Source organism: Denitraticella aggregata, assembly GCF_048158365.1.
In the GTDB taxonomy this organism is placed as follows: Bacteria; Pseudomonadota; Gammaproteobacteria; order Burkholderiales; family Rhodocyclaceae; genus Azoarcus_F.
The window spans coordinates 188511-208560 of sequence record NZ_JBLLNL010000004.1 but is presented as its reverse complement, the minus strand read 5'-3'; the positions used below and the strand labels follow the sequence as shown (position 1 = coordinate 208560).

The 20050-nt window shown below is 65.7% G+C and carries 20 protein-coding genes and 2 pseudogenes; 10 read left to right on the top strand and 12 right to left on the bottom strand.

Annotated features, from left to right (window positions below):
- Window positions 1-41 precede the first annotated feature (41 nt).
- Complete coding sequence (gene tmk, locus ACKVEX_RS07510) at window positions 42-674, bottom strand: dTMP kinase (protein ID WP_473215081.1); 633 nt, start codon at window positions 672-674, stop codon at window positions 42-44.
- Window positions 671-1672, bottom strand: a complete 1002-nt coding sequence (gene mltG / locus ACKVEX_RS07505) for an endolytic transglycosylase MltG (protein ID WP_473215080.1) — start codon at window positions 1670-1672, stop codon at window positions 671-673. The genes tmk and mltG overlap by 4 nt, the downstream gene beginning before the upstream one ends.
- A 117-nt stretch (window positions 1673-1789) precedes the next feature.
- Here mltG and ygfZ point away from each other — a divergent pair, with 117 nt between their 5' ends.
- From ygfZ to ACKVEX_RS07490, 3 genes are read left to right on the top strand one after another with little or no spacing between them, the layout of a single operon-like run.
- Window positions 1790-2809 carry a CAF17-like 4Fe-4S cluster assembly/insertion protein YgfZ gene (gene ygfZ / locus ACKVEX_RS07500; protein WP_473215079.1) on the top strand — a complete coding sequence of 340 codons (1020 nt, stop codon included), beginning with the start codon at window positions 1790-1792 and terminating at the stop codon, window positions 2807-2809.
- 25 nt (window positions 2810-2834) lie between these two features.
- Window positions 2835-3155 carry a DUF4936 family protein gene (locus ACKVEX_RS07495; protein ID WP_473215078.1) on the top strand — a complete coding sequence of 107 codons (321 nt, stop codon included), beginning with the start codon at window positions 2835-2837 and terminating at the stop codon, window positions 3153-3155.
- Between the two features lie 22 nt (window positions 3156-3177).
- On the top strand, window positions 3178-3963 hold the full coding sequence (locus tag ACKVEX_RS07490) for an NRDE family protein (RefSeq protein ID WP_473215077.1): 786 nt from the start codon (window positions 3178-3180) through the stop codon (window positions 3961-3963).
- Window positions 3964-4002: 39 nt separating this feature from the next.
- Here the strand turns inward: ACKVEX_RS07490 and ACKVEX_RS07485 are convergent, their stop codons facing one another.
- The 4 genes and pseudogenes from ACKVEX_RS07485 to tadA all read right to left on the bottom strand — a co-directional run bounded on the left by ACKVEX_RS07485 (window position 4003) and on the right by tadA (window position 6868).
- Window positions 4003-5349: an MFS transporter gene (locus ACKVEX_RS07485; RefSeq protein ID WP_473215076.1), complete on the bottom strand. Its 1347-nt coding sequence runs from the start codon at window positions 5347-5349 to the stop codon at window positions 4003-4005.
- Between the two features lie 95 nt (window positions 5350-5444).
- A complete protein-coding gene (locus tag ACKVEX_RS07480) occupies window positions 5445-5822 on the bottom strand; it encodes a GNAT family N-acetyltransferase (RefSeq protein WP_473215123.1) in 378 nt (125 codons plus the stop codon).
- A gap of 93 nt (window positions 5823-5915) precedes the next feature.
- A pseudogene (locus ACKVEX_RS07475) lies at window positions 5916-6392 on the bottom strand (L,D-transpeptidase family protein); the annotation flags it as partial.
- Between the two features lie 5 nt (window positions 6393-6397).
- A complete protein-coding gene (gene tadA, locus ACKVEX_RS07470; RefSeq protein WP_473215122.1) occupies window positions 6398-6868 on the bottom strand; it encodes a tRNA adenosine(34) deaminase TadA in 471 nt (156 codons plus the stop codon).
- A 347-nt stretch (window positions 6869-7215) separates the two neighbouring features.
- Between tadA and ACKVEX_RS07465 the strand changes: the two genes are divergently transcribed.
- From ACKVEX_RS07465 to ACKVEX_RS07455, 3 genes are all read left to right on the top strand, one after another.
- Window positions 7216-8655 carry a putative nucleotidyltransferase substrate binding domain-containing protein gene (locus ACKVEX_RS07465; RefSeq protein ID WP_473215075.1) on the top strand — a complete coding sequence of 480 codons (1440 nt, stop codon included), beginning with the start codon at window positions 7216-7218 and terminating at the stop codon, window positions 8653-8655.
- Window positions 8656-8796: 141 nt separating this feature from the next.
- Window positions 8797-9153, top strand: a complete 357-nt coding sequence (locus ACKVEX_RS07460; protein WP_473215074.1) for an HPF/RaiA family ribosome-associated protein — start codon at window positions 8797-8799, stop codon at window positions 9151-9153.
- Between the two features lie 41 nt (window positions 9154-9194).
- A complete protein-coding gene (locus ACKVEX_RS07455; RefSeq protein WP_473215073.1) occupies window positions 9195-10700 on the top strand; it encodes a M48 family metalloprotease in 1506 nt (501 codons plus the stop codon).
- A gap of 191 nt (window positions 10701-10891) precedes the next feature.
- Here ACKVEX_RS07455 and ACKVEX_RS07450 read toward each other — a convergent pair whose 3' ends face one another.
- From ACKVEX_RS07450 to guaB, 3 genes are all read right to left on the bottom strand, one after another.
- Complete coding sequence (locus ACKVEX_RS07450) at window positions 10892-11359, bottom strand: CopD family protein (RefSeq protein ID WP_473215072.1); 468 nt, start codon at window positions 11357-11359, stop codon at window positions 10892-10894.
- 261 nt (window positions 11360-11620) lie between these two features.
- A complete protein-coding gene (gene guaA, locus ACKVEX_RS07445; RefSeq protein WP_473215071.1) occupies window positions 11621-13186 on the bottom strand; it encodes a glutamine-hydrolyzing GMP synthase in 1566 nt (521 codons plus the stop codon).
- Window positions 13187-13246: 60 nt separating this feature from the next.
- On the bottom strand, window positions 13247-14707 hold the full coding sequence (gene guaB / locus ACKVEX_RS07440; RefSeq protein ID WP_473215070.1) for an IMP dehydrogenase: 1461 nt from the start codon (window positions 14705-14707) through the stop codon (window positions 13247-13249).
- A gap of 83 nt (window positions 14708-14790) precedes the next feature.
- On the opposite strand from guaB, the gene ACKVEX_RS07435 reads away from it, so the two are divergent.
- Window positions 14791-15237, top strand: coding sequence for a DUF4124 domain-containing protein (locus ACKVEX_RS07435; RefSeq protein ID WP_473215069.1), 447 nt, complete (start codon window positions 14791-14793; stop codon window positions 15235-15237).
- A 181-nt stretch (window positions 15238-15418) separates the two neighbouring features.
- On the opposite strand, the gene ACKVEX_RS07430 is transcribed toward ACKVEX_RS07435, so the two are convergent.
- Together ACKVEX_RS07430 and ACKVEX_RS07425 are read right to left on the bottom strand one after the other, a co-directional pair.
- A complete protein-coding gene (locus tag ACKVEX_RS07430; protein ID WP_473215068.1) occupies window positions 15419-15745 on the bottom strand; it encodes an RnfH family protein in 327 nt (108 codons plus the stop codon).
- Window positions 15746-15786: 41 nt separating this feature from the next.
- Window positions 15787-16224, bottom strand: coding sequence for a type II toxin-antitoxin system RatA family toxin (locus tag ACKVEX_RS07425; RefSeq protein ID WP_473215067.1), 438 nt, complete (start codon window positions 16222-16224; stop codon window positions 15787-15789).
- 89 nt (window positions 16225-16313) lie between these two features.
- On the opposite strand from ACKVEX_RS07425, the pseudogene smpB reads away from it, so the two are divergent.
- Window positions 16314-16766, top strand: a pseudogene (smpB, locus tag ACKVEX_RS07420) (SsrA-binding protein SmpB); the annotation flags it as partial.
- A gap of 149 nt (window positions 16767-16915) precedes the next feature.
- Window positions 16916-17494 carry an NnrU family protein gene (locus tag ACKVEX_RS07415; protein WP_473215066.1) on the top strand — a complete coding sequence of 193 codons (579 nt, stop codon included), beginning with the start codon at window positions 16916-16918 and terminating at the stop codon, window positions 17492-17494.
- 16 nt (window positions 17495-17510) lie between these two features.
- Here the strand turns inward: ACKVEX_RS07415 and ACKVEX_RS07410 are convergent, their stop codons facing one another.
- Window positions 17511-19070 carry a protein adenylyltransferase SelO gene (locus tag ACKVEX_RS07410; protein WP_473215065.1) on the bottom strand — a complete coding sequence of 520 codons (1560 nt, stop codon included), beginning with the start codon at window positions 19068-19070 and terminating at the stop codon, window positions 17511-17513.
- Window positions 19071-19245: 175 nt separating this feature from the next.
- Between ACKVEX_RS07410 and ACKVEX_RS07405 the strand changes: the two genes are divergently transcribed.
- The gene (locus ACKVEX_RS07405; protein WP_473215064.1) at window positions 19246-20037 is read left to right on the top strand and encodes an enoyl-ACP reductase FabI; all 792 of its coding nucleotides are present in this window, start codon (window positions 19246-19248) and stop codon (window positions 20035-20037) included.
- Window positions 20038-20050: the final 13 nt, after the last annotated feature.

Sequence of the window (20050 nt, the reverse complement as noted above, 5' to 3'; positions counted from 1 at the left end):
CCCGGTGGTCGGCGAAGCGGCGGCGGTCGCGCGGGCGTCGTTCATGAGAACCAGCGCTCGGTCATGATGGAATCGATCTCCTGCCGGATCAGTTCGGGCGCGCGATCGGCCGCGATCACCCGGATCCGGTGTGGCGAGGCCTGCGCGCGCTCCAGATAGGCCTGGCGCACCCGCTCGAAGAAGCCCCGCTGCTCGCGCTCGAACCTGTCCGGCGCATGGCCGGTGCCGGACAGGCGCGCAGCCGCGATCTCCGGGTCGAGATCGAAGACCAGCGTCAGATCCGGCTGGAAATCGGGATGCACCCACTGCTCCAGCGCGGCGAACTTTGCCTTGTCCAGGCCGCGTCCACCCACCTGATACGCATAGGTCGCGTCGCTGAAGCGATCGGACACCACCCATTGGCCCGCGGCCAGCGCCGGCAGGATACGCGCGGCCAGGTGTTCGCGCCTGGCCGCGAACATCAGCATCGCCTCGGTCTCCAGATGCATGGACTGGTGCAGCAGCAAGTCGCGCAAGCGCTCGCCCAGTTCGGTTCCCCCCGGCTCGCGCGTCTGCTCGACCGCGAGACCCCGCCCGCGCAAGCCCCCGACCAGCGCCTCGAGCTGGCTGCTCTTGCCGGCGCCGTCGATGCCCTCGAAGGTGATGAAGCGCCCCTGCCCCACGCTCGAATTCAACTGCCGCCCCCTCGCTGATAGCGGTTCACCGCCCGGTTATGATCCTGCAGATTGCGCGAGAACTGACTGGTGCCGTCACCGCGTGCAACGAAGTAGAGATAATTCGAGGCTTCCGGCCTGACCGCTGCGAGCATCGCGTTCCAGCCCGGCATCGCGATCGGGGTGGGTGGGAGGCCGGCGCGGGTATAGGTGTTGTAGTCGTGGTCGGTCTCGAGATGCCGGCGGCGCAGCCGGCCCTCGAACGCGTCGCCAAAACCGTAGATCACGGTCGGATCGGTCTGCAGCCGCATGCCGATCCGAAGCCGGTTCGAAAAAACCGACGCGACCAGTCCGCGCTCCTCCGCGCGCCCGGTCTCCTTCTCGATGATCGACGCGAGGATCAGGGCCTCGTACGGCGACTGCAGGGGCACGTCCGGAACACGCATGTTCCAGGCTTGCGCCATTCTGCGCTGCATCGCGTCGTACGCCATCCGCAAGACCGTCAGCGCGCTGGAGTGACGATCGAACCGGTAGGTGTCAGGAAAGAACAGGCCTTCCGGATGGGTTTCGGATGCCCCGATGCGCTGCAGGATCTCCTGATCCGTGAGTTCGGCGGTGTCCCGGGCAATATAGGGATGGGATTCGATCGCATTGCGGACCTGACGGAAGGTCCACCCCTCCACCAGCAATAGTTCGCCCATCGATACCTCACCCTGATACAGACGATCGATCAGGGCCAGCGCGGTCATACCCCGCTGCGCCTCGTAGCTTCCTGCGACGATGCGCTCGGCCTTGCCGGACAGTCTCGCCATCCAGTACAGGGCTTCCGGGTGCACATCGACCCCCGCCTCGGCGATCGCGCGCGCCGCCTGGCGCATGTTGAATCCGCGCTGCACGGTGAATTCGACTACCGGTGAATCCATGGTCAGCGGCCTGTTCGCGTACCACCATGCGAAGCCGGTGGTCGCCACCGCAGCCACGATCAGCAGGAGGAAGATCTTCAGCAGGAACGACTTCATCTTATCCGGAACCGACCATCGAGCCTGTTTGTCTGGGTCAACATCGCGCGCCGGCATTTCAGCCGGCGCGCCAGACCCTATAATACTTCATCGCCTTCCGAACCGAGCTCAACCGACATGAACAGCCCCTGGACAGACTTCCTCGCCCGATCGGGCGCCACCCTGACCGACGGCACCGTCACCTTCGACGCTGGCGCGACGGACCCCGACGCGGTCGTCGCGGTCCCGCTGGTGCATCTCGGGCAAATCCACAGCGGGGGCGACGACTCGGCTGTGTTCCTGCACAACCTGTTCTCGAACGACGTAAAGAAGCTCGCCGCCGACGCGGCACAGTGGAACAGTTTCAACACGCCCAAGGGGCGCATGCTGGCCAGTTTCCTGATCTGGCGCGACAACGGCGGGCACCACCTCGTGCTGTCGGCCGACATCCTGCCGGCGTTGCTGAAGAAGCTGTCGATGTACGTGCTGCGCAGCAAGGTCAAGGTCGAGGATCGCAGCGGCGAGACCGCTCTGATCGGTGTCAGTGGCGCATCGTTGCCCACGGTATTGCGGGCGGTCGGCATCGACATGCCGGGTGCGCCGATGCATCAGTCCTCGGGTCCGAACGGACGCTGCATCCGGCTGGATGCAAGCAACTGCATGCTGGCGGTGCCGGTCGCCGAGGCCGCGGCGGTCTTTCAGGCCCTGCTGGACGCAGGCGCATGCAAGGCGGGCACCGCACGCTGGCAACTCGCGATGATTCGCGCCGGCCTGCCTCTGATAACCGCTGCGACCCAGGAAGAGTTCGTCGCGCAGATGGTCAATTACGAACTGATAGGCGGCGTGAGCTTCAACAAGGGTTGCTACCCCGGCCAGGAGATCGTCGCGCGGACCCAGTATCTGGGCAAGCTCAAGAAACGCATGTACCGGGTCCGGGTTCCCGCCGGCAGTGCTCCTGTGCCGGGTGCCGACCTGTTCACGCCGGGGTTCGGCAACCAGTCCGCCGGCAAACTGGTGAACGTCGCCCCCTCGCCGGACGGCGGATTCGAGGCGCTGGCGGTGATGCAGATGAGCTGCGCCGAAACCGGCGAAGTCCGGCTCGGCAGTCCTGACGGGCCGCGCCTGGTCCTGCTGTCGCTGCCTTATGCCCTGCCCTGACCACTGAACGGATGGAATGATCGACATGCGCGACGACCGTCACGCGCTTCCAATGAGTTACTACGTCTATTATCGCCTCCGTGCCGGCGCGGACCATGTGGAGGCGCTGGCGCGCATCACGGCGATGCAGCAGGCCCTGGAAGAGCGCACCGGCGTGGCCGGTCGCCTGCTGGCGCGGCGGGATGACGATGCCAAATGGATGGAAATATACGAACCGGTCGTCGATGCGCTGCCATTCGAACATGCGCTGCAGCAGGCGCTAGAGTCGGCCGACGTTCCGGCCCTGATCGAACCCGGCTCGACCCGTCACATGGAGCGTTTCGTCCAGGCGACGGCGCAACGATGAACGCCATTCGCGGGCGAAGCGCATGTGTCTGATCGTATTCGCGTGGCGCGTGCACCCGAAATACCCGCTGGTCGTCGCCGCCAACCGCGATGAGTTCACCGCACGACCCGCCGCAGCCGCGCACTGGTGGACCGACGAACCCTGCATCCTGGCCGGCCGGGACCTCGAAGCCGGTGGCACCTGGATGGGCCTGACCCGCTCGGGCCGTTTCGCCGCATTGACGAATTATCGCGACCCTACGCGACATCGACCGGGCGCGCCCACGCGGGGGGCGCTGGTGCGCGACTGCCTGCTTTCAGAGGGCTCTGCCGAGCGCTCGCTGCGACAACTGGCCAGCGTCAGCGGCGACTACGCCGGCTTCAACATGATCGTGTGCGACGGCACGTCGCTCGGCGTGCATGAAAGCACCACCGGCGCGGTGCGCATGCTCTCACCCGGCGTGTATGGATTGTCCAATCATCTGCTCGATACCGACTGGCCCAAGGTCAGCACGGCGCGCGAGCGCCTGCGCGCAGCCCTGCCGCGGTTGCCCGACGAACAGGCCTTGTGCGCACTGCTGCGGGACGACCAGCCGGCGGAGGATCATCATCTGCCGCAGACCGGCGTCAGCCCGGAATGGGAGCGGCTGCTGTCACCCGCGTTCATCCGCGCACCCGCCTACGGCTACGGCACGCGCTGTTCGACCGTGATCACGGTGGCCGGCGACGGCGCGGCCCGCCTGCAGGAATGGTCCTGGGATGCCGATGGAAACCCGACCGGCACGGTCACGCACGCGTTCGTCGCGACACCGCACCCGGCTCGTGCCTGAGCGCGGCGACCCATCGTCCGGGTGCAGAGTCCATCGGTGTCAACCCGAAACCTCCGGCCAGCGCAGGCTCAGCGCCGCGCCGAGCAGGCCGGCCAGGCCCAGCAACAGGATCGTCACCTCGACCGACACGGTGGCCGCGAGCGCGCCCAGCAGGCCTGTTCCGAGCAACAACGCCCCGATCACCGAGTTGCTGACCGCCACATAGTCGGTGCGCTTGTTGCCATGAGCCATGTCGACCATGTAGGTCTTGCGTCCGAGCCGCACGCCGGCGTGCGCGACACCGAGACCGAAGAACGCCAGCGGATAGAACCAGATCGCAGCGGCCTGCGGCATCGGCAGCCATGACCAAAGCGCCACCCCGATCGACAGCAAGGCCGCCAGGCAGCACGCGGTCGCGAACACCATGCGGCTCGAACGGTCGGCCCAGCGACCCCATAGCGGCGAACTGACCAGACCGGCGAGCCCTTCCACCGCGATGAAGATGCCGAGCAACGACATCGCTCCGCCCAGGTCGTCACGCGCCAGCGCGACGTAGAACGGTGCGGCCAGCCCGGAGCCCATCGCCAGCGCCCGCGCGATGACGAAGCGTCTGAAGGGCAGGTCGTCGCGCAGGATCGCGAGCCGTGCGAACGCCTCGGCCACCCCGTTTGCGCCGCCTTCGGTCGCGCCCGGCAGTTCGACGATGCGGCTGTACGCCCAGGCCGCCGCGAACCATAGCAGCGCCGCGCCGAACAGCAGGCCGGCAAACAGCGCGATCGACTCGTTCTGCTGCATCGCGCCCAGCCCCACTCCGACACCCAGCGCCGCAAGGCCGGAGATCGAACTGATCCAGCCGGACAAGCGGCCACGCCGGGTCTTCGGAATGGTCTTACCCTGCACGTCCTTGTAGGCCACCGAACACGCGCCACGCGCAAGGCTGAACACGACCACCAGCGCCAGCAACGCGTAACCTGCGATCGCGCCCTCGAGCACCATCGCGACCCAGCCGAGCAGCGTCAGGCAAAGCCCCTGGATCGCGCCACCCCAGACCCACACCCATTTCCGGACCGGCTGACGCCGCACCAGCGCGCCGATCAGCATCTGCGGCAGCATCGATCCCGACTCGCGGATGGGCACCAGCAGGCTGAGCATCCACGCCGGGGCGCCGAGCTGCAGCAGCAGCCACGGCAGCGTGGTCTTCGCGCTGGCGAGCCGATCGGCGACGTTGCTCAGCGTGTTCGCAAGCAGCGTGCGAAAGAAATTGCCGGGCGTCTGTACGCAGGCCTCGTCGCTGATCTCCTTGCACACGCGGCCTTCGTCGTCCTCGGCCAGGCGCTCGTAGAGGCTTTCCATCCATTGCGGATGCGCTGCATCGACACTGTCGTTCCCTGCTCTGAAATCGGACATGGCTTCTCCTGTCGGACCCGGTCAAGTCAGCGGACATCGAACGCGCCGGTTGCGCTGACGCACCCGTGCCGGCGCCGGGTCGGGCTGGGGGGGGGTCAGCCGGCCAGCGACTTGCGCATCGAGCGATGCGCGATGCCGGCCTCCATGAATACGTCGCCTTCGGCGACGAAGCCGTGGGCACGGTAAAAACCCTCGGCGCTCAGTTGCGCGTTCAGCACGACCTCTGCCATGCCGCGCACGCGCGCCTCGGCGATCAGGGCCTGCAGGATCCGCCCGCCGACGCCCCTGCCACGCCAGTCGCGCGACACTGCCATGCGCCCGACATGACCGTCCGGAAGCAGACGGCCGGTGCCGACCACGTCGCCGCCCGCGGCGCGTGCGATCGCATGGCGGCTCGCCGCGTCGAACGCGTCGCGCTCGAGCTCAGGCGGAACCCCCTGCTCCTGCACGAAGACCGCCTCACGCACCGGCATCACCCACGGTTCGGCCTCGAACCAGCCAGACACGACGACCTCGATGTCCGCCTCGAGCATCGCTTTCTCCGCACATGTCGCATCGGCTGCCGACTCGAGGATATCGACCCCGGTGCCTGCTTCGACCAGGTCGAACAATTCGATCACGTCCGCGTTGCGCATGCGCACGCAGCCGTGCGATCGGGGAACGCCCATGGGCTGGTCGTCCGGCGTGCCATGGATGTAAATGTAGCGACGCATCGAATCGACCTCGCCGAGGCGATTGCGCCCCGGCTCGCAACCGCTGAGCCACAGGATGCGCGACAGGATCCAGTCGCGCTCGGAATACTGCCGCGCGAGCTCGGGCGTCCAGGTCTCGCCGGTCGGCCTGCGTCCGCGGAACACCGCGCCCGGTGGCTGGCCCGCGCCGATGCGGGCACGGATGCGGTGACGGCCGCGCGGCGTGCAGCCGCTACCCTCGCGCTCGCCTGCCCCGTTCGCGGCGGTCGACACGCGATACGCGCGCAGGATCTGCCCCGCATCGTCGAACACGCACAAGGTCTGCCTGGAGAGGTCGATGCGGATATGCATGATGCTTACGCGAGCATGCTGCGCGTGCGACGTGCGGCGAAGAACGCCGACAGCATGCCGCCGCAGGACTCGGCCAGCACCCCGCCGGTGACATCGGCATGATGATTCAGGCGCGCCTCGGCGAACAGATCGATCACGCTGCCGGCCACCCCGGTCTTGGGGTCGCGCGCGCCGAACACGACGCGCGCGATGCGGGCGTGCATGATCGCGCCGGCACACATTGCGCACGGCTCCAGCGTGACATAGAGCTCGCAGCCGGGCAGGCGGTAGTTGCCGATGCGTGCGGCTGCGTCCCGCAGCGCCATCACCTCCGCATGGGCGGTCGGATCGTGACTGCGGATCGGCTGGTTGAAACCGCGCCCGACGATTTCGTCGCCGCATACGACGATCGCCCCGACCGGCACCTCGTCGCAGCCGCCCGCAATACGCGCCTGCTCGAGCGCCGCCGTCATGTAACCGTCGTCCCGTGTCGTCAATCCCGTCACCCCCGCTCGTCGCGCTCGCCGGCCGATCAGGCGCGCGATGTCGCAAGCCCCCAGTTTACTAGAGTGGTCGGTTCGCGCGAAGGCGGCCGCGCAGGGCAACCGCATGAACACCATACGGCGCAGCGAGTCGGTAGCGGTGCTTGCCGAATTTAACTTTTGGAGCGGAAATGGCAGAATGATCGCGACATGCGATGATGCCCGGTGGCCGGGCGACCGGTCGGAGAAGCATGGCGTTGGCGCCCCGTCATGCCGATGGCAGCACCGCAGTCCGGCGTTCGAACCGAAAACCTCGGGCTGTCGGCCTTTATTGACGCAATTCACATCGAGCAAGAACAACAATGGCTGAAGAGAATCAGTTTTTTCGCCCGGTCCGGGATTTCTGCCAGCGTCAGGTCGTGACCTGCGCGCCGGATGCGGCGTTGGTCGACGTCGTCGGGGTCATGCGCGAGCGCAACATCTCCAGTGTCGTGGTCGCCGATGATGGACTGCCAGTCGGCATCTTCACCGACCGCGATCTGCGCAACAAGGTGGTCGCCAACGGCCGCGATCCAACGAACCTCACGGTCAGCGACGTCATGAACGCGCCACTCGCGGTGATCGGCGAGGACGACTTCCTGTACGAGGCGCTGTACCAGATGTCGCGGCGCAAGATTCATCGGCTCGGTGTCGTCGACAGCCAGGGCAAGCTCAGCGGCATCATCACCGACACCGACATCCTGAAGCTGCAGGCGCATTCGCCGCATCAACTGGTGCTGGACATCGAGAAGGCCGAAAACCTGGATGACCTGGCGGAACTGCATCGCCGCGTCGAGGCGCTGGTGTTGCATCTGGTCGGAACCGGCATCCCCACGCGCGACATGGTGCGTCTGATCGCGAACCTGAACGACCAGGTGCTGCTGCGCCTGATCGGACTGCTGCGCGCGGACAAGTACGCCGACCTGCCGGAAGGCTTCGCCTTCGTCGTGATGGGCAGCGAGGGGCGGCGCGAGCAGACCCTGTCGACGGACCAGGACAACGCAATCATCTATGCGGACGATCTCGACCAGGCCGACATCGCACGCCTGCAGAGCTTCTCGCAGGAACTCATCGACTCGCTGATCGCGATCGGCGTGCCTCCCTGCCCGGGCGGCATCATGGCGAAGAACGCGGAGTGGCGCCACAGCCTGGGCGAATGGAACCGCGAGATCTCGCGCTGGTTCGATACCCCGACGCCCGACCACATCATGAAGGGCAGCATGTTCGTGGATCTGCGCACCTTGTACGGCGATCCGGGCCTGGAGCGGGCGCTGAAGGACCACGTGTTCGCGCATCTGGCCCGTGATCGCGGCTTCCTGATGCGCATGGCCCAGAACATGATGGGCTTCCAGCCGCCGCTGGGCTGGTTCGGCCGGATCAAGGCGGAAAAGAGCGGCGAGCACCGCGGCATGATCGACATCAAGAAGGCCGGAATCTTCGCGATCACCGACGGCATCAAGGCCTTGTCGCTGGAAGCCGCGAAGCTCGATGGCGGCACCCACGAGCGCATCGCCGCGCTGGTCGAGGCGAAGGTGCTGAAAGAGTCCGATGCCGAGGACGTCGAGGAGAGCTTCGAGTTCCTGGTACAGATGCGGCTGCGCGGCCATGTCGAGGCGATCAAGGCGGGTCGCACGCCGACCAATCACATCGAACTGGCCCAGCTCAACCGCATGGAGAAGGCCCGGCTGCGCAGCGCGCTCGAGGGCGTCGCGCGTTTCCAGGCCTTCATCAGGCATCACTTCAGCCTGAACCTGCTGAAGTGAGCTCAGACGGATCCATCTCCTGTTGCGCATCATCCGACCCACGACACCCCAATTTGTGTCGAGCACCCAACAGCGGATAAGATCCAGCCTCAACCTCGAACCGACAACCGAACGATTCGGGTTTCAAACCCAGGAGTATTCATGCAGGTTCAATTCAACACAGACGAGAGCGTGGAAGGCCACGATGCGCTCGCCCACCATGCCGAAGCCGTGGTGCGCAAGGCCCTCGGCCGTTTTTCCGAGCAGGTGACCCGCGTCGAGATTCACCTGAGCGACGTGAATGGCCAGAAGGCCGGCGACAACGACAAGCGCTGCCTGATGGAGGCCCGCATCGCCGGTCGCCAGCCGGTTGCGGTCACCGAGCAGGCCGACAGCCTGCACCAGGCGATCGACGGCGCGGCGCAGAAGCTGAAACGTTCGCTGGACAGCACCTTCGGCAAACTGGTCGACCAGCGCCGTAACGGCCCGACCGCTCCGGTCGAACCAGACGTGGAGTAAGTCTTTCGCAGCGACCGGTGGCAGCGCCAGGGAGCAGGCTCATGCATAACCGCAACTGGTTCCGTACTCTCTCCACCGTGTTGTTGAGCGCGCTGCTGCTCGCAGGCTGCGGCACCACGGTGGTCAATCCGGTGACGGGTCGTGCCGAGCGCACCGTCATGGACGAGGCCACCGAGATCGCCGAAGGCAGGAAGGCGCATCAGCAGGTCCTGGCCGAGTACGGCACCTACGCCAACCCACGGCTGCAGGCCTATGTAGACGGGGTCGGGCAGAAGCTCGCGCGACAGTCTCATCGCGCCAACTTGCCGTGGACCTTCACCGTCGTCGACAGCCCGGAAATCAACGCCTTCGCGCTGCCGGGCGGTTATATCTACATCACGCGCGGACTGATGGCCTACCTCGACAGCGAAGCCGAGCTGGCCGGTGTCATCGGCCACGAGATCGGCCACGTCACCGCGCGCCACGGCGCCCAGCGCGCCACCCGCCAGCAGGACGCCGGGCTCGGGGTGCTCGCGGCCACGGTGCTCGGAGCGGTGCTCGAGAGCCAGGGCGTCAGTGGTGCGACCCGTGCCGCCGGAGAGATGTCGCAGGGGGTCGCAGCCGGCTGGCTGGCGAGCTACAGCCGCGAACAGGAACTTCAGGCCGACCAGCTGGGTGCCGATTACCTGGCGCGCAACCGCTACGACCCGAGCAACATGATCGCTGTCATCGGCGCACTGAAGGACCAGGAGCGCTTTGCCGCCGACATGGCCAGGGCCGAAGGGCGTGCACCACCGACAGGCGCCAACTGGCTGTCGTCGCACCCGAGCAACGACCAGCGCCTGGCCGACATCCGACGCTTCGCCGCCGGCTATCAGGGAAACTATGAGGACGACGGGCGGGCGCGCTACCTGCAGGCCATCGACGGCATGAACTTCGGTGAAAGCCGCTCCCAGGGTGTGACACGCGGACAGAATTTCTTCCACGAAGAGCTGGGCATCGCGCTGACCGCGCCGCCGGGCTGGCGCATCCGGAACACGCGCGAAGCGATCACCGTCGTGAATGGGGCCGGCGACGCGGGCCTGATCGTACGGCTGGTGCCACCCGGCGCGGGCAACACCCACGACGAGATCATACGCAACCTGATCAGGCCGACAGAGGGGCGTGTCGAGCGGGGTACGCTGCAAGGCCTGGCGGCGACGCAGTTCAGCGGCTCGCGGCGCAACCAGAGGGGGCAGACCGAGGCGGTGCGCGTGCTGCTGGTGAGCGGGCCCGACAACCGCAACTACATGCTGAACCACGGCGCCCGCGACGCCGCCGCGCTGCGCCGCGCAGCGTCCGGTCTGGCCGAGGCCCAGGGATCCTTCCGCCCGCTCAGCGCGTCGGAGCGCGCCGCCGCGCGACCGTGGGTGCTGAAGACGGTGCCCTACCCGCGTGGTGGCTTCGCCGAACTGGCGCGCTCGTCACCGCTGGGACCCCAGGCCGAAGCGCAACTGCGGCTGCTGAACGGCAGCTACGCGGGCGGCACCGCGCCTCGGCCGGGGCAGCCGGTGAAGGTGGTGCGGTAGCGGTTCAGTAGCGGACCCGCTGGGTGCGCGGCACCCTCGACGGGTCAGCTGCCCGACATGGCCACGACCAGACAGTCGGCGGGTTCGGCACGAATGTCGCCAACGCGTGCTCTCTATCCTGAGCGGCGTTTCGACATTCGCGTCAGCCGACGCTCGAAGGCCGAACTTCCATGGAAAATGATTCAGGTCGTCTAGCGCAGCAGCATCACGAGCAATACGAACACGCCGAGGCCGAGGTTGATCGCGACCCAGTTGCGGATCTGTGCCAGGGCCGCAGCACCGGCGCTCCAGTCGGCAGCAGCCACGGAACGGCCGAATCTCCTGTAGAGAACGAATCGGATGTGCGCAAAGATCGCAACCATCGCGACGCCAAGCACCGCCATGATGGTCCAGGCCAGTGGCATCTCGAAACTGCCACCGGATTGCACCACCTGCCTGGCAACGCGACCCAGCATCCACACACCGGTGGCCAGCGTCAGCAACGAGGCTGCAAGTACCGCCTGGAAGAAGCGGCCGAGCACATCGTGCATCAGTCGCAGCCGCAGCGCGGGTTCGAGCGGAGCGACGGCGGGGCGCAGGAAGAAGTGCGAAAACACCATGCCGCCGATCCACACGATAATGGACAGCAGATGGACAGCCTTGAGGGATACGTAGAGCATCGAAATTCCTGTTCAAATTGAAACCGAGCGCATGACCTGGGGTTGCCCCCTTCCGTTGGACAGCTTGAGCACTTGAGGACGTCAGTCGTGCAGGGAGCGTTGATAGCCCATCGAAGTGGCAGATACCGCAACCCAAAGGGGCCGTCAGGGTCCAAGCTCGTTGACATCCGGACTCTGCGCCGTCGTCAACCCCACATCTCGGCTCGTAGCTCGTACTTGGCGATAGATCTCGACGGACCCCGATCGTTCGCGAAACAACCCCTATTCCCACTCGATCGTCGCCGGCGGCTTGCCCGAAATGTCGTAGACGACCCGGTTCACGCCACGCACTTCGTTGATGATGCGGTTGCTGACCTTGCCGAGCAGGCTGTGCGGCAGTTCGGCCCAGTGGGCGGTCATGAAGTCCTGGGTCTGCACCGCGCGCAGCGCGACGACGTATTCATAGGTGCGGCCATCACCCATCACGCCGACGCTCTTGACCGGCAGGAACACCGCGAAGGCCTGGCTGGTCTTGTCGTACCAGTCGGCAGCGCGCAGCTCGTCGATGAAGATCGCATCGGCCTGGCGCAGGATGTCGGCGAATTTTCGGCTGACCTCCCCCAGGATCCGCACCCCCAGCCCGGGGCCGGGGAAGGGATGGCGGTAGACCATGTCGTGCGGCAGGCCGAGCGCGACGCCGAGTTCGCGCACTTCGTCCTTGAACAGCTCGCGCAGGGGTTCGAGCAGTTTCAGGTTCAGCGTCTCGGGTAGCCCACCGACGTTGTGATGGCTCTTGATCGTGTGCGCCTTCTTGGTCTTGCCGCCGGCCGACTCGATCACGTCGGGGTAGATCGTGCCCTGCGCGAGCCACTTTGCATTGGGCAATTTCGCGGCCTCGGCCTGGAAGACCTCGACGAACTCGCGGCCGATGATCTTGCGCTTGGCCTCCGGATCGGCCACACCCTTCAGATGCCCCATGAACTGCTCGGTCGCGTCGACGTGGATGACCTTCACGCCGAGCGAACGCGCGAAAGTCGACATCACCTGTTCGGCTTCGTTGAGCCGCAGCAGGCCGTTGTCGACGAACACGCAGGTCAGCTGGTCGCCGATCGCGCGGTGGATCAGCGCCGCAGCCACCGACGAATCGACGCCGCCCGAAAGGCCTAGGATCACATCGTCGGATCCGACCTGGGCGCGGATACGCTCGACCGCCTCGGACACGTAGTCGGGCATGTTCCAGTCGCGGCTGCAGCCACAGATGTCATGCACGAAGCGGGCGATGATCTCCTTGCCCTTGATCGTGTGCGTGACTTCCGGGTGGAACTGCACGCCGTAGAATCCGCGGTCCTCGTCGGCCATCGCCGCGATCGGCGTCGACGCGTTGCTGCCGATGACCTTGAAGCCCGGCGGCAGGCCGGTGACCTTGTCGCCGTGGCTCATCCACACGTCCAGGAGTCCGTGCCCCTGGTCGTTGCTGCGATCCTGAATGCCGTCGAACAGCCGCGAATGCCCGCGCGCGCGCATCTCGGCGTAGCCGAACTCGCGTTTGCTTGAACTCTCGACCGACCCGCCGAGCTGGGAGGCCATGGTCTGCATGCCGTAGCAGATGCCCAGCACCGGCACACCCAGGTCGAACGCCGCCTGCGGCGCGCGCCAGTCCTGCGCCTGGTAGACCGAATTCGGACCGCCAGACAGGATGATGCCGTCCGCCGCGAAGCCACGCACGAATTCATCGGACACGTCGAAAGGGTGCAGCTCGCAATAGACCTGCTGCTCACGCACCCGGCGCGCGATCAGCTGGGACACCTGCGAACCGAAGTCCAGGATCAGGATTTTCTGGTGGGACATGATGTTCTCGCATCAAAAGACAAGGGCGGCCGGAGCCGCCCCGAAAACCGCGGAAGCGGTTCAGTCCACGTGATAGTTCGGTGCTTCCTTCGTGATCTGGACGTCGTGCACATGCGACTCGCGGATGCCGGCCGACGTGATCTCGACGAAACGGGCGTTGGCGCGCATCGCCTCGATGCCGTCGCAGCCGACGTAGCCCATCGACGCGCGCAGCCCCCCCATCAGCTGGTGGATCACCGCCGATACCGGCCCCTTGTAGGGCACCCGCCCTTCGATGCCCTCGGGCACGAGTTTGTCCGCCGCGCTGTCGGCCTCCTGGAAGTAACGATCGGCCGCGCCCTGCTGCATCGCCCCCAACGAACCCATGCCGCGGTAGGACTTGTACGATCGGCCCTGGAACAGCACGGTCTCGCCCGGCGCTTCCTCGGTGCCAGCGAACAGTCCACCGAGCATGACGGCGTTCGCACCGGCCGCGATCGCCTTGGAGATGTCGCCCGAGAAGCGAATGCCGCCATCGGCGATCATCGGCACGCCGGACCCTGTCAGCGCGGTGGACACGTTGTCGATCGCAGTCACCTGCGGCATGCCGACCCCGGCGACGATGCGGGTGGTGCAGATCGAGCCCGGACCGATCCCGACCTTGACCGCATCCGCGCCGGCATCGACCAGCGCGCGCGCCGCGTCGCCGGTGGCGATGTTGCCCGCAATGACCTCGACATGGGAAAAGTGCTTCTTGACCCAGCGCACGCGCTCGATGACCCCCTGCGAGTGACCGTGCGCAGTGTCGACCACGATGACATCGACCCCGGCCTCGACCAGGGCCTGCGTACGTTCCTCGGTGCCGGCACCCACCCCGATCGCCGCCCCTACGCGCAGCCGGCCCAGTTCGTCCTTGGCCGCTATAGGGTGTTCGGTCGACTTCAGCATGTCCTTGACCGTGATCAGCCCGCGCAATTCCCACGCGTCATTGATGACCAGCACCCGCTCGAGACGATGCTTGTGCATCAGATGACGCGCCTCTTCCAGACTGCCGCCCTCCCTGACCGTCACCATGCGCTCGGCCGGCGTCATGATCCCCGACACGGGCTGGTCGAGATTGGTCTCGAAACGCAGGTCACGATTGGTCACGATGCCGACGACCCTGCCGGCTTCGACCACCGGCAGGCCGGAAAAGCGGTGCTGGCGGGTCAGCGCGATCACTTCGCGCACGCTCATCGTCGGCGGTATGGTGATCGGATCCTTCAGTACGCCGGTCTCGAAGCGCTTGACCCGGGCCACTTCGGCAGCCTGTGACTTGACCGGCAGATTCTTGTGAATGATGCCCAGCCCGCCTTCCTGTGCCAGCGCGATCGCGAGTTTCGACTCGGTCACGGTGTCCATGGCGGCCGAGACGAGTGGAATGTTGATGCGGATGTTGCGGGTCAGCTGCGTCCTGAGGCTTACATCGCGCGGCAGGACGGTTGAATGAGCCGGGATGAGAAGGACGTCGTCGAACGTCAGCGCCTTCTGAATCACGCGCATGGCTTTTTTCCTTTCGACCAAATCCGTATTATACAGAGGGCCCGAACTGCATGTAAGCAGTCTGACAGGGCGGGAGATGCCGCATGCGCGCTTCATGGCTGATTTTGCTGGGAATCCTCACGGTCGCCCTTCCCTGCCAGGCGCAGGTGTATGAATGGCGCGATGCGCAGGGCCGCCCGAACTACTCGGATCGGCCGCCACCGGGCGTCGATGCGCACGTGATCCGCAGCCGGTCGGCGAGCGAAGCCGAACCGCCGCCTCCGCCCGCGACCTGGGAGGAGCGCGAGGCCGGGTTTCGCGAGCGACGCGCCCAGAGTCAGCAGGCGCGCACGCAGGCCGACACCGATCAGGCCAGAGAAGCGGAACGCCAGCGCCTTTGCGAACAGGCGACGTCTCAGCTCGCGAACCTCGAGTCGTCCCGGCCTCTGGCGCGGCTGAACGAGCGCGGCGAGCAGGAGATTCTCGACGGGGCTGCGCGTGCGGAAGAGACCGCGAAGACGCGGGCCTTCATCGCCCAGAACTGCCCTTAAGGTGAAAGACGCGTAGCGGCTCTGTGCGCTCCGCTCGCCTCTCGGGGAGAGGGTTCGGGGGTGAGGGGGCACCCGGCACGGCTTTCATCATCGGGGTGCTGCCCGCTCCACCGCATGAAGGTCAGATCGTCCTCTGCCGACCGCCGAAGCGCGGGTTCGCAGGCCGACGTGACGGCGGCGCTCAGCCCTCCCCGGCATCCCCGCCCCCCTTCTTCATGACCTTGCCCTCTTCGGCCCGCTTCTTGCGGACGGCCTTCGGATCGGCGATCAGCGGCCGGTAGATCTCGACCCGGTCCCGGTCCCGCAACCCAGTATCGAGCCTGCACAGCTTGCCGAAGATGCCCACCTTGTTCCGATCGGCAAGATCGATGTCCGCGTGACGCCGCAACAGGCCGGACGCCTGGATCGCATCCTCGACGGTCGCGCCTTCAGGCACGAGCACCTTGACCAGTTCGTGCCGGTGCGGCAACGCATAGGTCACCTCGACATTGATCATGTCGCTGCTCATATCTCACACCTCCCGCGCAGCATTGCGGCCCACATCCCGACTCAGGCCTTGCGATACACCTGCTCGGCACGCTTCACGAAGGAATCGACGAAGGTGTTCGCGATATGGTTGAACACCGGCCCCAGCGCCTTCTCGAGGAGTCTGTTCGCGAACTGATAGTGCAGATTGAATTCGATCTTGCACGCGGTGTCCCCGAGCGGCGTGAACAACCAGTTGCCATCGAGATGCCGGAACGGCCCCTCCTTGAGACGGATATGCATCTCGAGTGGATAGAGCTTTGTATTCTCGGTGGTGAAGTTGGCCTTGATGCCGTGATAATTGATGTGGATCGTCGCCACCGTTACGGTGTCGGTGCGCTCCAGCAGATCGGCACCCCCACACCACGGCAGAAACTGCTGATACTCCTCGCAGCGGTCGACAAGCTCGAACATCTGCGCCGGCGTGAACTCGATCAATACGATTTTTTTGACTTCGGCCATGAGCGGGTCGATCGCGACATCCAGCTGATAAACTTCCGGATTCTACCGCAAGCCACACCCGCCCGGACCCAAGGCGTCAGGAAACACCGAAACTCATGAGCATTATCGACAACCGCAAGGCCTTCCATGATTATTTCGTCGAGGACACCTACGAGGCCGGACTCGCGCTCGAAGGCTGGGAAGTCAAGGCCATTCGCGCCGGCCGCGCGAACATCAAGGAATCCTACGTCATCATTCGCGACGCCGAGCTTTACATCCTGGGCATGCACATCACGCCGCTGACCAGCGCGTCGACCCATGTTCATGCCGATCCGGTCCGGACCCGCAAGCTGCTGCTGCACGCCCGCGAGATCGCGAAGCTCATCGGCAAGGTGGAACGCGCCGGTTTCACGCTGGTGCCGCTGGACCTGCATTACGTCAAGGGGCGGGTCAAGGCGACCATCGGCCTGGCCAAGGGCAAGAAGCAATATGACAAGCGCGAGGACGAGAAGAAACGCGACTGGGAGCGGGACAAGGCCCGACTGATGCGGGTCAAGACCTGACCGACACGGACCGGCATCCGCCCACGAAACCTCATCATCGAACGAGCGGAACCGGGCGGCGAGGAACACCCCGGCGATCAGCCTGTCTTTCCTTCGCGCCGCGCCGCACGCGCGCGACCACGGACGGCCCAAACAACGGAGAAGCCCCCATGACAACCCTGATCATCGGACTCTTTCTTTTTCTCGGCACGCACTCGATCCGGATCTTCGCCGAGGAAGGCCGCACGCACCACATCGCGCGTTATGGCGAGATCAAGTGGAAGATCGCGTATTCCATCGTGTCGGTCATCGGGCTCGTGCTGATCGTGTGGGGCTATGGACAGGCGCGCCTGGATCCGGTCCATCTGTGGTTCCCGCCGACATGGACCCGGCATCTCGCCGCGCTGCTGACCATCCCCGCCTTCATCCTGCTGGCTGCAACCTACGTGCCGGGCACGCAGATCAAGGCGAAACTGGGCCACCCGATGGTCGCGGGTGTCAAACTGTGGGCGTTCGCCCATCTGATCGCGAACGGCACGCTCGCCGACATACTGTTGTTCGGCGCCTTCCTCGCCTGGGCGGTCACGAGTTTCACGAATGCGCGCAGGCGCGACCGTCTGCAGGGTGCGGCACCACGCCAGGGTGCGATCGCGAAGGACGCGATCGCGATCACCGTCGGTCTGGTCCTGTGGTTCTTGTTTGCGCGCTATCTGCACGCGATGCTGTTCGGCATCGCGCCGTTCGGCTGAGCCTCGGCGTCCAGCCTCAGGAACTGCAAGACAGCATCGAACAGCCGGCCCGGTTGCGCGCCCAGTCCGGGCGCTTTGCGGCGTACAGCTCCCGACCGGGCTGTTCGTCGTAGGGCTGGCGCATCACGTCGAGCAACTCGGCCACCGGCCCGTCATCCCCCTCCTCCGCGGCATCAATCGCCTGCTGCGCCAGGTAGTTGCGCAGCACGAAGCGGGGATTGACCGCATTCATCGCCGCCCTGCGCACCGGACCCGGCCGGCCATCCCGGCGCACGCGCAGCGCATATTGCCTGAGCCAGTCGTCCAGCGCCTCGCGATGCTCGACCATCCGGGCCTCGGAGTAGCACGCGTCACGAAAGTGCCCGACCGACGGAGCGTCGAGGTCCAGCGTGGCCAGCGCTCGAAAGAAGATCGTCATGTCCAGTTCGGCCTGGGCCATCAGCCGGTGCAGCCGTTCGACCGCTACGGCATCCTCGTCGTCGAACCCGATCAGACCGAGCTTGTCGGCATTCATGCGGCGACTGGCATCGTCGTACGCGGACACGAAGCGGTCGAGACCGGCCTGCAGGGGTTCGGTCGCGTCGAACGATGAATAGAGCGCATTGGCGAGTTGCAGCAGATTCCAGTGCGCGACTCTGGCCTGATGTCCGAAGCGGTAGCGACGTCCGCCGGCATCGGTGGTATTCGGCGTCCAGTCCAGATCGAAGTCGTCGATCCAGCCGTAAGGCCCGTAGTCTATGGTCAGGCCGAGAATCGACATGTTGTCGGTGTTCATCACGCCATGCACGAAACCCACCCGCATCCAGTGCGCAACCAGTGTCGCGGTACGCTCGCACACGGTACGAAACCAGTCCGCGCGCCTTGATTCCAGGCCGCCGACGATATCCGGAAAATCGCGTGCTATCGTGAAGTCCACCAGCCGCTCCAGCAATCCGGTCTCGCCGCGCGACGCGAAAATCTCGAAGTTGCCGAAGCGGATGAAGGACGGCGCCACCCGACACACGACCGCACCCGGTTCCAGGCGCGGATTGCCATCGTAGAACATGTCGCGCAGGACCCCTTCGCCGGTCGTCACGACGGATAACGCGCGCGTGGTCGGGACCCCCAGATGATGCATCGCCTCGCTGCACAGAAACTCCCGGATCGACGAGCGCAGCACCGCCCGCCCGTCCGCTCGACGCGAATACGGCGTCGGCCCCGCACCCTTGAGCTGCAGTTCGAGGCGTTCGCCACGGCCGTTGATCGCTTCACCCAGCGTGATCGCGCGCCCGTCCCCGAGTTGCCCCGCCCACCGGCCGAACTGATGTCCTCCATAGCAGGCGGCATAGGGCTCCATGCCGGGGGCGAGTGCGTTTCCGGCGAACAGCTCGGCAAACGCGGGCGTCATCACATCCTGCTCGGTCAGGTCGAGTGACGCGGCGACCTCGCGCGACCACGCCAGCAGTCGAGGTTTCCGCACCGGCGTCGGCATCACCCGCGAATAGCATGCGCCGTGGACCTGGCGCACCTGCGGCGAATCGTGGGGGTCGGCGGGCAGCTCGCGGACGAAGCGATTGTCGAAGCGAAAGGGTGTCATCGGGACTCTTGAAGGAAGGCTTGGCAGACCCGTCTTCAGACGGGCCCGCAGACGTTTGGTTCGAGAACGGGTGGACGCCGCTGCAGCGGCAGGGTCGGCGCCCGCTCCGTGCCGATGAACGGCCGGGAATGCTTCGGCTATAATCCGGCGACCGAAAGGATGGAGCAATATCGATATGGGCATGCTTGCAGGAAAACGCATCCTGGTCACCGGTCTGTTGAGCAACCGGTCGATCTCCTTCGGCATCGCCAAGGCGATGCATCGTGAAGGCGCGGAACTCGCGTTTACCTACCAGAACGAGCGTTTCAAGGACCGTGTCGCCAAGATGGCGGCCAAGTTCGACAGTACGCTCATATTCGCTTGCGATGTGCAGGACGACGAGCAGATCGAGTCGCTGTTTTCGCAGCTCGGCCAAGCCTGGGACGGGCTCGATGGCCTGGTCCACTCGATCGCCTATGCACCCACCGATGCGCTCGAAGGCGATTTCCTCGACGGATTTTCGCGTGAGGCCTTCCGCATCTCGCAGGAGATCAGCGCAGCCAGCTTTCCGCTGATGGCCAAGGCAGCCCGGCCGCTGCTCAAGGGGCGCAACGGTACATTGCTGACGCTGTCCTATCTGGGCGCGGTGCGCACCATGCCCAATTACAACATCATGGGTCTGGCCAAGGCCAGCCTGGAAGCCTCGGTCCGCTACCTCGCGGTGTGCCTGGGGCCGGAAGGCACGCGCGTCAATGCGATCTCGGCCGGTCCGATCAAGACCGTGGCGGCGTCCGGCATCGGCAGCTTCGGCAAGCTGCTATCGTTCAACGAACACAACGCGCCGCTGCGGCGCAACGTCACGATCGAGGAAGTCGGCAATGTCGCCGCATTCCTGTGCTCGGATCTCGCCAGTGGCGTGACCGGCGAAATCATGTACGTCGATTGCGGTTTCAACACCACCGCCCTGGGCAACCCGGAACAGGGTTGAGCGCCACGGGGCC

Bases quoted from the DNA above. Each gene is read 5' to 3' on its own strand.
- mltG (WP_473215080.1), bottom strand. From the start codon at position 1,672: ATGAAGTCGTTCCTGCTGAAGATCTTCCTCCTGCTGATCGTGGCTGCG.
- ygfZ (WP_473215079.1), top strand. From the start codon at position 1,790: ATGAACAGCCCCTGGACAGACTTCCTCGCCCGATCGGGCGCCACCCTG.
- ACKVEX_RS07495 (WP_473215078.1), top strand. From the start codon at position 2,835: ATGCGCGACGACCGTCACGCGCTTCCAATGAGTTACTACGTCTATTAT.
- ACKVEX_RS07490 (WP_473215077.1), top strand. From the start codon at position 3,178: ATGTGTCTGATCGTATTCGCGTGGCGCGTGCACCCGAAATACCCGCTG.
- ACKVEX_RS07485 (WP_473215076.1), bottom strand. From the start codon at position 5,349: ATGTCCGATTTCAGAGCAGGGAACGACAGTGTCGATGCAGCGCATCCG.
- ACKVEX_RS07480 (WP_473215123.1), bottom strand. From the start codon at position 5,822: ATGCCGGTGCGTGAGGCGGTCTTCGTGCAGGAGCAGGGGGTTCCGCCT.
- ACKVEX_RS07465 (WP_473215075.1), top strand. From the start codon at position 7,216: ATGGCTGAAGAGAATCAGTTTTTTCGCCCGGTCCGGGATTTCTGCCAG.
- ACKVEX_RS07460 (WP_473215074.1), top strand. From the start codon at position 8,797: ATGCAGGTTCAATTCAACACAGACGAGAGCGTGGAAGGCCACGATGCG.
- ACKVEX_RS07455 (WP_473215073.1), top strand. From the start codon at position 9,195: ATGCATAACCGCAACTGGTTCCGTACTCTCTCCACCGTGTTGTTGAGC.
- ACKVEX_RS07450 (WP_473215072.1), bottom strand. From the start codon at position 11,359: ATGCTCTACGTATCCCTCAAGGCTGTCCATCTGCTGTCCATTATCGTG.
- guaA (WP_473215071.1), bottom strand. From the start codon at position 13,186: ATGTCCCACCAGAAAATCCTGATCCTGGACTTCGGTTCGCAGGTGTCC.
- guaB (WP_473215070.1), bottom strand. From the start codon at position 14,707: ATGCGCGTGATTCAGAAGGCGCTGACGTTCGACGACGTCCTTCTCATC.
- ACKVEX_RS07435 (WP_473215069.1), top strand. From the start codon at position 14,791: ATGCGCGCTTCATGGCTGATTTTGCTGGGAATCCTCACGGTCGCCCTT.
- ACKVEX_RS07430 (WP_473215068.1), bottom strand. From the start codon at position 15,745: ATGAGCAGCGACATGATCAATGTCGAGGTGACCTATGCGTTGCCGCAC.
- ACKVEX_RS07425 (WP_473215067.1), bottom strand. From the start codon at position 16,224: ATGGCCGAAGTCAAAAAAATCGTATTGATCGAGTTCACGCCGGCGCAG.
- ACKVEX_RS07415 (WP_473215066.1), top strand. From the start codon at position 16,916: ATGACAACCCTGATCATCGGACTCTTTCTTTTTCTCGGCACGCACTCG.
- ACKVEX_RS07410 (WP_473215065.1), bottom strand. From the start codon at position 19,070: ATGACACCCTTTCGCTTCGACAATCGCTTCGTCCGCGAGCTGCCCGCC.
- ACKVEX_RS07405 (WP_473215064.1), top strand. From the start codon at position 19,246: ATGGGCATGCTTGCAGGAAAACGCATCCTGGTCACCGGTCTGTTGAGC.